Annotated in this window: 11 protein-coding genes and 2 pseudogenes; 5 read left to right on the top strand and 8 right to left on the bottom strand. The window is 54.7% G+C overall.

Annotated features, from left to right (window positions below; all coding sequences use genetic code 11):
- Positions 1 to 405 (bottom strand): annotated as a pseudogene (locus ASF70_RS24510) (GGDEF-domain containing protein); the annotation flags it as partial.
- Between the two features lie 263 nt (positions 406 to 668).
- Here ASF70_RS24510 and ASF70_RS03265 point away from each other — a divergent pair.
- Together ASF70_RS03265 and ASF70_RS03255 are read left to right on the top strand one after the other, a co-directional pair.
- Positions 669 to 1,712 (top strand): class I SAM-dependent methyltransferase, encoded by a 1,044-nt coding sequence (locus tag ASF70_RS03265; protein ID WP_082471740.1) that lies wholly within the window; start codon positions 669 to 671, stop codon positions 1,710 to 1,712.
- An 851-nt stretch (positions 1,713 to 2,563) separates the two neighbouring features.
- Positions 2,564 to 3,259, top strand: coding sequence for a Crp/Fnr family transcriptional regulator (locus ASF70_RS03255; RefSeq protein ID WP_062577389.1), 696 nt, complete (start codon positions 2,564 to 2,566; stop codon positions 3,257 to 3,259).
- A 103-nt stretch (positions 3,260 to 3,362) separates the two neighbouring features.
- Here the strand turns inward: ASF70_RS03255 and ASF70_RS03250 are convergent, their stop codons facing one another.
- From ASF70_RS03250 to ASF70_RS03240, 3 genes are read right to left on the bottom strand one after another with little or no spacing between them, the layout of a single operon-like run.
- On the bottom strand, positions 3,363 to 4,340 hold the full coding sequence (locus tag ASF70_RS03250; protein ID WP_156461735.1) for a DUF3618 domain-containing protein: 978 nt from the start codon (positions 4,338 to 4,340) through the stop codon (positions 3,363 to 3,365).
- Positions 4,340 to 4,756: a phage holin family protein gene (locus tag ASF70_RS03245; protein ID WP_156461734.1), complete on the bottom strand. Its 417-nt coding sequence runs from the start codon at positions 4,754 to 4,756 to the stop codon at positions 4,340 to 4,342. The genes ASF70_RS03250 and ASF70_RS03245 overlap by 1 nt, the downstream gene beginning before the upstream one ends.
- Positions 4,749 to 5,300 carry a hypothetical protein gene (locus ASF70_RS03240; RefSeq protein WP_062577386.1) on the bottom strand — a complete coding sequence of 184 codons (552 nt, stop codon included), beginning with the start codon at positions 5,298 to 5,300 and terminating at the stop codon, positions 4,749 to 4,751. The genes ASF70_RS03245 and ASF70_RS03240 overlap by 8 nt, the downstream gene beginning before the upstream one ends.
- On the opposite strand from ASF70_RS03240, the gene ASF70_RS03235 reads away from it, so the two are divergent.
- The gene (locus ASF70_RS03235; protein WP_082471721.1) at positions 5,267 to 5,812 is read left to right on the top strand and encodes a DUF72 domain-containing protein; all 546 of its coding nucleotides are present in this window, start codon (positions 5,267 to 5,269) and stop codon (positions 5,810 to 5,812) included. The two genes, ASF70_RS03240 and ASF70_RS03235, sit on opposite strands and share 34 nt — an antisense overlap.
- A gap of 103 nt (positions 5,813 to 5,915) precedes the next feature.
- Here the strand turns inward: ASF70_RS03235 and ASF70_RS03230 are convergent, their stop codons facing one another.
- Both ASF70_RS03230 and ASF70_RS03225 read right to left on the bottom strand, forming a co-directional pair.
- Positions 5,916 to 6,332, bottom strand: coding sequence for a response regulator (locus ASF70_RS03230; protein ID WP_062577382.1), 417 nt, complete (start codon positions 6,330 to 6,332; stop codon positions 5,916 to 5,918).
- Positions 6,333 to 6,746: 414 nt separating this feature from the next.
- Positions 6,747 to 7,700, bottom strand: coding sequence for a TadE/TadG family type IV pilus assembly protein (locus ASF70_RS03225; RefSeq protein ID WP_156461732.1), 954 nt, complete (start codon positions 7,698 to 7,700; stop codon positions 6,747 to 6,749).
- A gap of 264 nt (positions 7,701 to 7,964) precedes the next feature.
- On the opposite strand from ASF70_RS03225, the gene ASF70_RS03220 reads away from it, so the two are divergent.
- Positions 7,965 to 8,279, top strand: a complete 315-nt coding sequence (locus tag ASF70_RS03220; RefSeq protein WP_062577379.1) for a hypothetical protein — start codon at positions 7,965 to 7,967, stop codon at positions 8,277 to 8,279.
- Between the two features lie 446 nt (positions 8,280 to 8,725).
- On the opposite strand, the gene ASF70_RS03215 is transcribed toward ASF70_RS03220, so the two are convergent.
- Positions 8,726 to 9,121, bottom strand: coding sequence for a DUF1236 domain-containing protein (locus ASF70_RS03215; protein WP_062577377.1), 396 nt, complete (start codon positions 9,119 to 9,121; stop codon positions 8,726 to 8,728).
- A gap of 1,236 nt (positions 9,122 to 10,357) precedes the next feature.
- Here ASF70_RS03215 and ASF70_RS03210 point away from each other — a divergent pair.
- On the top strand, positions 10,358 to 10,879 hold the full coding sequence (locus ASF70_RS03210) for a DUF1236 domain-containing protein (RefSeq protein WP_062577374.1): 522 nt from the start codon (positions 10,358 to 10,360) through the stop codon (positions 10,877 to 10,879).
- Positions 10,880 to 10,906: 27 nt separating this feature from the next.
- Here the strand turns inward: ASF70_RS03210 and ASF70_RS03205 are convergent.
- Positions 10,907 to 11,548, bottom strand: a pseudogene (locus tag ASF70_RS03205) (dihydrofolate reductase family protein).
- Positions 11,549 to 11,653: the final 105 nt, after the last annotated feature.

The following is an 11,653-nucleotide window of genomic DNA, read 5'->3' as shown; positions in this document are numbered from 1 at the left end:
CATGAAGATGGCGCCGAAAACCATGTAGTAGGAGAGCGCCTCCACAGCACTGGACATCTGTGCAGTGAGAATCCAAACAAGATAGGCTACGGATACGGCTGTAGCCGCGACAGTGTCGATCAGGCCGGATCTTGCTCCGACGTTGATCAAGACCTCTAAGATCGCTAAGGCACAGACCCCAACGACGAGACGGCCCACGACGGTGTAGTAAGCGACGTCGGGAATAAAGAGGTAGTCGGTAAGAGAGTACGCAAGGAACGCGACAACGGCTATCCATAGGCCTTTGCGCGTGACGCGTCTTCTGCCGTGCTCACTCTCACGCACGTACAAATTACGAAGGTCTTCTTCTGGCGACGAAGTTTTACCTGCAGCGATGGCACCTGCCTCGGCAAACATGTGCAGCATGACCCAAGACCCAATTCGGTTGCAGCTTACGCGTCGTGGACCGCCGCTCTATGTCGGTAACGACATGTCCCCGCATTGACAAACGATAACCGGCTCACGCCTGGAAGGCTGAGCATTAAACCCGAACCTTATTTAACAATGTCTAAAAGTTGGTGACACGTGACTGTCCCGATGTGGGACACCGCATTAATCCTTGAACCTGAAGGAAATGGTGAGAAATCTAACAATGTATTAACATTCGATTAATCATGAGGTTATTTTTCTTGGCCCAGCCCCTTTTCTCTCCTGACGGTCAAAGCTTGATCATGCCGCAATCCGTCAGCGACAGTCTTATCTCTCAAAAGCCGACCAACCAGGCAGAACTTCTAGCTGAAGCAACAGCTCAGTTTGCCATTGTCATAAACCTTGCCATGCAGCGGTTGGATGCTGGGAAGGATCTACCCGAGATGACCAGATGGTTGATCGGTCAACTGCATGATATCAGGCAAAAAGCAGGGCCCGAAGTCTGGCAGATGCTCGTCCCCATCATACAGGCGCATCCTTCAGCGCGGGTATTACAGCAGTGCCCCTTTACCCGATGGTCGTTCGAGAAGCCGCGTGGGTATTCGGGAGATGCCGGATTGATAGACTTCATCTATCGACATGAAGCGGTAGCTGAAGAACTCGCCAAGGCGACTCCTGTCGGACTTCAGATCTTTGAGTACACAATTAACGCACCAGGGCCGGTTGCGGTTAGGGAAAGGCGAGACATTCTAACCCGCTACGTCGATGAGACCGCGGCGAGGACCGCCTCGGATACTGAAATCCTGGCGATTGCCGCCGGACACCTCCGGGAAGCGGAGGCATCGACGGCCCTTTCAAAAGGCGAAATCAAGCGATGGGTCGCCCTTGATCAGGATCCCCAAAGCATCGGATCAATCATGAGACAATTTAAAGGGACGTCCGTCGATCCAATCGATGGATCGGTGCGTGGGCTCCTCACGGGAAAGCATCAACTCGGAACATTTGATTTGATTTACGCCGCTGGGCTCTACGATTATCTCAGCGACAAAGTCGCGATCAAACTTACGCAGATATGCATCGAAATGCTGAAGCCGGGCGGAGTATTCCTGTTCGCTAACTTTTCCGACGAGATGTCTGACGACGGCTATATGGAATCCTATATGAACTGGGAGCTCTTGCAGCGTTCGGAGGCAGACATGTGGCGTATCGTCAATGCCAGCGCGGGTGCTGAGACAGTCGATGCCCGCGTCTGGTTCGGGACCAACCGCAATATCATCTACAGCACGATTAGAAGTCTGAAGTAAGGTGCGGGATAGGGCCTCTTGGAAAATCCTAAGCCCCCAAGTCGATGGCATCGTATCCGGGGCGACGTGACGTCGCCTTGGACATGACTTAGTCTCGATTATTGCATTCGAACGGTCTTAGAAGTATCCGAAGCTGGTTTAAGGACGGGTCTGCGGATCCCCTAGCCCGTCCTTACCTTGACTAGGTGGCTCACACACCTCTTATGCTTACCTTAAGCAGCTCGGCCGTAGCGAGCCTGTTGTGCCCGCGGTTGCTCAGTTAAAGTGAACTGCGCCAAGAGCCTCTGGAGCTCCTCGGCTTCCGCCGCAAGGCCGTGGCTTGCCGCTGTCTGTTCCTCGAACATTGCAGATGCGTCGATTCCTGGCTAGGTCTTTGTATCTGGGCCGTCGCCTGGCTTCAAAAACACTCTTACCGTCGTTTGGAAACAAACTACGCAAATTTGCGTCGCTCAGTCTCTTTCTTCTGTTTCCGTAGCAGACGTGTCGTCAGGTACCTGAAGGACGTCTGTAAATGCAATCGACGAGAGAACTTTACCCGCAACGTCTGTAAGTTCGAAAACCTTGCCCTTCGCGGTCGAACGACCCGACTTGACGGCCTCTGCCATGATTTCTCGAGCTGACTGGATTGCTTCGTTCTCCGCGGACGCCAAGGTGTGGTGCTCTTCGCCCTCTGGATCCTTATTTAGCACGTCGCCAGAACGTATATTAAAGAAATACCGAGGCAAGGTCTCTACTCCCGTGTGGCACCCAAACTAAAATACATAGCAAATGTTTCCACCGTTCGCGTGTCGTATGGACATGCGCGTCAAGGTCTCTATCTCAAGCGTTGAAAGCACTGCACGGAGGCAACTTTGACCTGGACATCCAATGGGCTATTGCAAAATATGCCCGAGAACGACCTGGAGATGCTAAGACCGCATCTCCAGCTTATTAGCCTGAACCAGGGTAACGTACTCTTTGAGCCGAATACTCCAATTTCTCACGTCTACTTCTTCGAAAGCGGATTGTCGTCAGAGATTGCGGTAGCCGGAACCCACAAGATCGAAGTTGGATGCATAGGTCGTGAGGGTTGCTCTGGTATTCCCGTCATTCTAGGGTCATTCAGTTCCCCACACCGATCCTTCATGCAAGGTGCAGGTGAGGCTCACAGGATTGAAGCGGCAACGCTTCGTCGCTTGATAGGAGAGAGCGTCTCTTTGTCGGCAGTCCTACTCAAGTATGCTCATGTGTTCATGATCCAGATCGCAGCCACGGCGCTTGCCGATGGAAGGTTTGATGTTGAGAAACGTCTGGCGCGTTGGATCCTTATGTCTCACGACCGTTTGGGCGACACGTTAACGCTAACACATGATTTCCTTGCCCTTATGCTAGGCGTAAGGCGCCCGAGTGTTACCGATGCACTGCATAAACTGGAAGGCAAACGTGCAATCCGCTCTGAGCGTAGCGTCGTGACCGTCCTTGATCGCACACTTCTGGAACATATCGCAGGGGAAGCATACGGAACGCCAGAAGCAGAATATCGAAGGTTGCTCACCTCGCAGCCGTAAACGCTGAAGCTTCGGGAGGCACATGGTACAACTGAGCCTGGCTTAAGGCCGTACTTCTTATGAAACGGCCTGCCCGGCAAGATTGACGGGCAGGCCGGCAACATCAGATGCTGCCCGCGGAGTTTTTCGTCGTTTCGGCTGAGCCAGCCAAACCGGTTTCGCCGACGATTTTCTCGCGAGCGACGTCATGAACGTCGGAGGCAACATTTACGGCTTTCTGATAGACTTCAGATGCCGCATCGCCGACCTTGTCAGCCGTCTTGGAGACCTCGGAGGATACGCTGTCCTTCAACCGGTCCGACGTCTCACCCAGCGCTTCGTCTTCCGCACGGGTATGGGGAAGTGCGGCACCGATTGCAGCCCCGAGCGCGAAGGCTATCGCCCCGCCGACGAGTGGCTGATCCTTGAAGTGCTTCAGAACAGCGTCGTTGAGCTGAGAGCCCATTTCGCTGGCGCTATTGCCTGCATTCGACAGCCCTTGTCCAGCCTTGCTGGCAGTACCGGTAATGCTCTGCCAAGTGCTCGATACCCAACCCGAGGCCTCGTCAAAAAGGTTTCCTGCCTCGTCGCGAATGTCGTGGATCTGACGACCCGAGGCATCCGCGAAACCGCGGAAGGTTTTGCCCGTGGCGTCGACGAAGTGGCCGGCGCGGCGTCCGGTCTGGTCCGTCAGCGCCTTGTAGCGGCTTCCGCCGGCGTCACTGAAATGGCTGTAGTGGACGTCTCCGTCGGCTTCCGGCGGACCGATACGGCGCAACTCGCCCCTGGTCGGAGCAAGCGGGTAGCTTTCTTCCGAGCTCTGCGCATAGGAGGCAACGTTGGTTTTCGGTCCAGCCATCAGCCATGCTAGGCTGACACCGATCAGGGCAAGCGGAATGGGGTTGTTCTTGACTGCAGCGCCGAAGTTCGACGCGTACTCGCCTCCGCCGCTCGACTTCACATAGGCGAGCGCCTCGTCGACCAGCTGTCCCGGTGACATGCGCTGCTGGATAGCGTCGAGCCGCTCTTCGATGCGCTGGCGGTCCTTGGCGATCTCCTGCTCGATTTCGGCAGATCGGGAATTGTCTGACATATGGGCCATTAGGTTCTATCCTTTACGATCTGTGCATCGCGCTGCAACGAGGCAGAGGTGCGCTCAAGCTTGAGATTTTCGCCTTTCAGGGCTTTCAGTCCGCGCGAGGCAAGGCCCCAGGCGACGAGGGCGACAACGACGCCGACGACGACGGATGACAGAGCGTCCGCGTTCGGTTCGGTCATGCCTTGCGAGACCAGTAGCGCGGTAATCCCCTTCACCAGTGCGGCCAGGAGAACGCCCACGGCGCAGATCGCGAGAACAATGCCCGCGGCGAAGGCTTCGATGCCCGTCAGCGCATGGGACATCTTTTCCGAGGCTTCGGTCTTCGCAAGTTCGATTTCCTTGCGGAAAAGGCCGGAGATGTCGCCAACCAAGCCTGTCACCAGTTCAGGGAGGGATCGGTTTTCGGTTGAATTAGTCACGGGCACGGCCCTCCGTGTTAGCAAGGCTAGTTGGGGCGACATAGGTCGATGGCGTGTTGTGCGCTGGCGCCTGGCCTGCGGACGCATGATTTTGCACTGGACCGGACTTGACTGTGCCGGACTTGGGCGCGGAGGCCGTGAGGAAACGGCTGGCTGCGAGGCCGGCGATTGCCGCAATGCTAAGGAATGCAAGCGGCTGCTTGCGACCAAAGTCCTCAGCCATGTTGGCGATTTCACCGATGCTGCGATCCTGGATCCGGTCAGAAGCGCTGCGCAAACTATCGCCAAGAGTGCGGGTTAGCTTGCCGATGTCGCGGTTATCACCGCTTTCGAGTTCGCCAGCCACTTTCTCCATGGCTTCTGCGATGCCGCCAAGTTTTGCGGCAAGAATGTTCTTCTGGTCGCTCGCTGCTTCTTTCGCCTTGGCCGAAACGGTCGACGCCTCCTTGCGGGCGAAGTCCGAAACGGACTGCATGTCGTCGCTGATCTTCTGCTTCAGATCCTCAGCCGATGGTGCGGATGCTTCTTCTCCGTGAACGATCATGTCGATCTCCTGATGTTCGCTGGTTGCAGAGGCCCCCTCAACAAGAGAAAAAACCGATTGTTCCTCAATATCTGCGTCGAGATGTGCGGCGGCGCCTCGCTTTCGCTGTCGCCACGAGATCAGAGCCGATGTCGCAGATGGATTTGCTGAAGACTTACAATGTGGAACGAGTTCTTGCCGACCCCGCTAAGGTATGGCCGCCGCATGATTTCGGAAGCCCGCCGCGGTACCTGCGTCTGCATGGCAAGCCAAAAATCTACTATTACAGCTACACCAATGACGAGATCAAGTCTTTTCAGAACCTGTTGGCTCCGGAAACGTGGTGCGTTTTTGACAATACAGCCGCTGGAAATTCGGTCGATAACGCGTTGACGATGCTCGATATGCTCTCGAAATATGTAGGCAATATGCTGTTGGCACTTTCCGCAATCGGCAATCGTACAACACACGCCTTTGACCTGATCAACTCAGTTGAAAGAAAAACAGGCTGCTTTGACGTATCGCCGTCATAGCGTCTCCTGCATGTGATGATGTTGGACGAGAAGTGGCAAAATAAGCTCGTCGGTCGGCAAACCACAGCATAGAGAGGCGACAGCTACGATAAACGATGTCTCGTTAGTCTTCGGAGGTAGGAGCACCTGTTAAGAGATGGAGCTCGCGAGGGCAGCGGATCGCCCGGCCTTCTATCCTGGAGACCAAATACTTGAGAGTCCTGGATAGCGACACGTCGTCAACAGGTTTCGTCAAGACGCCGATCGCTACGTCTGTGTCCGATGGAACGGCGGTTGGATTGGCTGTTACAATAACCACTGACGTCCCGGTCCTTGCAAAATCCCTGGCTATGTCCAAGCCGCTCGCACCATCCAGCAAATTTAGGTCTATGAGTGCGATATCTGTCTTGCCCACATAGTCCAGAGCGTGACTACGGCTCGCTGCAGCACCAACAACTTCATAGCCAAGATCGGCGATAGCTTGTTCGGCAGCAGCTGCTATGAGGAATTGATCCTCAATGACGAGGACCTTGTATGGCATGCGCGATTGCTTTTTCATCACGATGGAACGCGGAGACAATTCCTTCAGTTCCAGTTCACGCGGGTCGTTGATGACACAGTCAGACGCTCTTCAAATTCCCGGAGTTTGTTCACCGCGTCTACTGTTCATTGATGGCTAGATCTGCCAATTGGCGCCTAGAGCTTTTGTCGATAAGTTTCAGATACGTCGCGGTTGCCCCTTCGGACCCCCTCCCGCGGCGGAGGCCTGGCGTTGCTGACTACGCTGCACGTGTGCGCCGGGCCTCATATCAAAGTTGTGAGCACAAGCAGAAGTTCGCATCAACATCGGAGGACGGTTCAAAGCATTTGCGGGCGTTTCCCAGCCGAAGCGAAGTTTGGTACCCAAGCGGGTTTGATCGTACACGGTCGCCTGTAGTTATGATTATGCGTGAATTTAGCGTGTTAGGCGAACGAACTCTCCGTCTGGAGCACATATCGACTCAGCAGTGTAGAAGAAGTCTTGACGCTCAAACCCGCCGCCGTCCTCCCACGCGTGGTTCACCTTCTGATCGCATTCCAGGATCTTATCCAGTGGGCTAGCCGCATTCTTGGGCATCTGCACTTTGTCCACGAACAGGTAGTGGCTAGTATTGGGATCGTCAGTACGCAATACGGTGTCGTACTTCAGCGAGGCGGTGTATCCAGCTTGACCCTTGCCTAACTTTTCGCAGAAAACGTCCTTGTTCGGGTGCACTTTCGCCTTGTACTCAAGCGGACATCCGTCTTGCTTAACTTCCATCTGCAGCACGAGCTTGGAGTACTTTCCTAGCTCGAACTCCTCTCCGGGAGATATCGTCATATCCCCTTGACCGGAATTTTGCTGTGTCTCTGGTTGATAGACAACGGTTCCAATGGCTTGCTCTGCGGAGCTGCCAGCCCGTGTAACAAGGATCGATACTTTCTTGTACCAGAAGCCTTGGGCTTGCGTGGGTGTGAAAGTGACTGACTTTGGTTTCATCGGCGCTATGGCCGAGGCAGCGACACCAATAGGAATGGTCTTCAGGCCGACCATCCCCAAGAAAGCATTTTGCGAGCTACCGCTAACGGTCACCAGCACTGTCTGCCCGGTCATGGAAACCTTATATGTCATACCGGCCGGCAAGCTCTTTGCGTAACCCGCTAGAAAGCGTTCAGCTGCAACCTTAGCAGCACCCGCATTCGTTCCGTTGAAGACGCGTGCGCCAGCGAGCGCCGCGCTATCGGCAACACCCTGTATGCTAACTTTCTCGCGGGTTGCCAAGGTGTAGTCGATCGCTCCACCGGCAGCTATGATCAGCGGCGTCGCCACAAGAGCCGTAATCATACCAAAGTTGCCACCGCGATCCTGTAAGATATTTCGTATAGTCAAAGTCGTCCCCCCAGCGTGTTCGTTGTTTTTAGAAGTGGGAGGTAAAAACGAACGTAAGGAACACGGTATATTAGACGTCAACACTTACCGCTGCTTATTGCGAAATTATTTTATTAGTGTTTACTCACTAATAAAGATTTTCGCGGTCTTGATCCTTCTCATTACCTTCCAAAAGCCCCGCACAAGCGAGGCCAGGTTAGGTATCGGACGGGCGACTTAAACATTCACTTTCGGTCACGCATGGTATGGAACAAAGGAGCGAAGATGGGTGAGAAATTAGATACGCGGGTAACCATTACAAGCGGCCGGCAGATTGGGATAGGCAACGACAACTTCGATATTCGTGATAACGGCGTGCCTGTCACCTTCGCTGATATTATAGTAGAAGCTCGGCAATTGAACGGACTGGTCTACCTATCCCTTGCGGCTGGCATTACCGATGGAAAAGATGCGGCGATCGCTGATGTCACAAACCGGATGCGAATGAGCCTCAGCACTGCGCAGTTTGTTCACAACGTTCTCGGAACTCTCATCAAGGAAGCGCTCGCACCGCCCGTCGATCTGTCAAAAGCTAATTAAGAACATCACTGACCTAACGCCCGTGTGGCCGGACATCCGAGGTGCTGAAGTCAAATGAGATGCCGCTGAATCAACGCGCCAAACGCGTGTTCACAACCCCTCTTTGAAATTACCTCTCGATGCTCCCAACGTGACGTCGCTAGCGATGGTGCACAACCACGCACTTACTCACGATGATGGCCGGTTGCTCTTTTCCTTTAAACGTAGACGTCAGCACTACCGCGCCGTCGCAGCAGTTGTCTGCTGACCGTGGCTGAGAGCTGCCGTCATTGCCTCTGGAAGGAACACGCGCGTAGCCGCGGGTTTTGATTGGCTACTTACGAAAACAAGCGCTGCCGCAATGCCCGTCATCATGATCATTATTGAAATTGCTGCAGATCTCATCTCTTCCCCTATTATCCAAATAAAATGGCTGGCCTTCGAGAAGCGGCGGCCAGCCATGGAGCTCAGTTGATCACTTGAATGACCTTGCGTGAAGCCGGCTCCACGATCACCCGTTGCTTGTTGACGATCGCGTAGGAGTACTTTGGATTATCTGGAACAGACTGCACGACCACTGTCTGCGGCAGTGCTTCGCCAACGACTATTTTCTCTTGGACGACAACTGTGTCCGTCGGAGCGGGTGCCTGGCGAACATAGCTGACAACACGTTCCGGGGGCGGATCAATCGCTGTCCCCGCAACGGCTCCGACGACGCCGCCGACAGCTGCGCCGACTGGCCCCCCGACGATTGCTCCTGTTACAGCGCCTCCAGCTGCGCCATTTACAGTCGAGGACTGCGCGAAAGAAGCGCCTGCGGCCAATACGACGCTGGCTGTGAGCACGATATGTTTCAGTGACATAACTTTCCTCCTTTGAGTAGCCTAATGACCTGCTTGAAACGAGGTCGCTCATTCGCAGTTCCGTCCTCGGACCTCGGTCGCAACTCGGTTGGGCTTTGGTCCCAACGCGCCGATTTTTGGGGTAGATGGCACGAGACAAAATTAGTTTGGCGTCTGTCGTCCCTCACGACACCTCTATCGAACTTGCAAGTTATCCAGCGCAATGAGCGTCGGCTATCGGTTCACCCCAACTCCTATCGACTCCAACTCCCGCACACGGAACGCCAATAAAGAAGCTCTGTCGCGAACAGACTTCCGTCCCACGCCATCGCAGACCGCGTCGCCAGCTGATGATTGGGACTTAAGTCCCGATACTACATTCGTCGGGAACATGCCGATTCCTTCCGCATTCTGACAGCAAACGCCCAAGAAGAAGGTTGCACGATGAAAGCGGTTATGATCTTTCTCGGAGGTTCTGTCCTTGCTGTCACAACGTTTGTCGGGGGAATGGTATCCGCGACTGCACTTTGGACGACACGCACTCCAACTCCGTTGGCGAGCGCCAATGTCTCCGAACTTTGGACCACTAACCCGGTGAAGATCGATAGGGCCGCGCAGTACCTTGAACGTACGGCAGACCGCCCCCAGCCGGTATCGTCCATTATCGAGGCAAGTCTAGAGCCCAGTGTGCGGATGGACATCCAAGATAGTGAGCTTATCCTCGACCTCCCCGAGCCTGGCCTGTCCGGTGGAGCCCGAGCGACGAGCGAGGACAAGCCTCGGGAAATGACATTTGAGCACCTGGAATGGTGTGCAAGCCGATATCGCTCTTACAGACCACGCGACAATTCCTTCACGCCATTCAGCGGCGGGCGACGGCAATGCAATTCGCCATACCAAAGCAGACATCCGTTTGAACCGGCTGATGCTCGAACAATCTCGGAAGAGCCTTACGCGGAGGATCCGTTTGAAGAGCTCAGCACCAACGATATAGAGGTTTCCCAACAGGTTGCTGGCGTCGATCGTTTCTCTCCCGGAGATACGGTTCGCGTGCAGTCTTGCTTTGCTCGATATCGCTCATATCGAGTGAACGATAACACTTATCAGCCTGTCAGTGGCGGCCCCCGTCGACAATGTCGGTAGTGATGAGACCCGACAAGCTATCGGTAGCCAGATACCAAGAGCCATACTGCACCAGTTGCGAGCGCGAAAGCCTTCGTGCGTCACAAGCGAAGCCAACGTACTAGGATTGAGAACATGCAGAAAGTCTTCGCATTGGTGATGCTATGTAGCGCGGTCGCCAATGAACCAGCCCAGGCGTTAGCGGCGCAAGAATATGAATTACTCGAAAAGGCCAGGAGTGCCGGCTCGGCTGTAGCTTCCACTTCTCAGCCTCGCAGCCAGCCGTATCGATGGCACGCGGCGCCCCATAACACTGTGAAATACAGCCAGAACATCTCTGCCAATGTAAAATCCAACCACCCGAACCCAAAGCCGACTGATCCCTCACCCGAGCCAGGAACACTGGCGATTTCTGCCGAGCTTAAGCAAGCAATCCGGGATATTATCGCCGGTGAGAAGACCGAAGAAGAGAGTCCCACCTTTGACATTGCCCCCGGTGCTTTGGTTCCCAGCTCAGTCAAACTGCATCCGTTTCCGCCAACGGTCGTAGAGATCGTTCCCACTCATCGGAGCTATCAATATTTTGTAGTTATCGACAAGCGGGTAGTCATCGTTAACCCGTCGACGCGGGTGATAGCTTTCGTTCTTGGGCCCTGAGCCTTCGTTCTCCCCGTTCCTCGACATCTAGCGGCAAAATGTAAGGTGAATCGTCCCACTTTCTGCAGTTTCCGACTTCACATCATAGCCAGCTTCCAAGCCGCGCAGATCGTCCCAGAGGCGTATGCCTCCTCCCAGCAGAATCGGAGCGATCGCCACATGCAGATGGTCAACAAGTCCGGCTTTGAGAAAAGCACGCACCACGGTCGGTCCACCACCTATCCGTACATCCTTGCCATTTGCGGCCTTCACGGCAAGCTGCAGCGCTGCAACCGGGGTCGCAGCGAGAAAGTGGAAATTGGTGCCGCCAGCCATTTCGATTGACGGCCGCGTTGTATGGGTGAGGACAAAGACCGGGCAGTGGAAAGGCGGCTCGTCACCCCACCACCCCTTCCAGTTTGGATCATCGGGAAAGTTGTGCAGCCCGAACTTGCCGGCACCCATGATCTCGGCACCGATGTTATCGAAGTAGTCCTTCGCATAGTCGTCGTCGATGCCGGTTGTGCCTTTGCCGCTGTTGTCACGCAGCACACGCTCCTGAAAGGTCCTCGTTGCGATATAGGCACCCGTGAGGCGCGACTAGTCTTGTCCGAACGGATTGTCTGGCGTCTGGTCTGTGGTCGTTGCGAAACCATCAAGAGAGACAAGAAGATCGACGCGAACTGCCATATGGGTACTCCGGGTCACTAAGGTAACTGCCTATGTAATAGTGCGCGGACACTAAGGCAAGTACCTTTTTGTTCTTGACTGACCTGGGCTGCCGCTTTACCGAAA

Origin of the sequence: Rhizobium sp. Leaf321, from assembly GCF_001423215.1 — a bacterium.
Classification (GTDB): domain Bacteria; phylum Pseudomonadota; class Alphaproteobacteria; order Rhizobiales; family Rhizobiaceae; genus Neorhizobium; species Neorhizobium soli.
The sequence above is the reverse complement of the archived record's forward strand: the minus strand, read 5'-3'. Positions and strand labels throughout refer to the sequence as shown.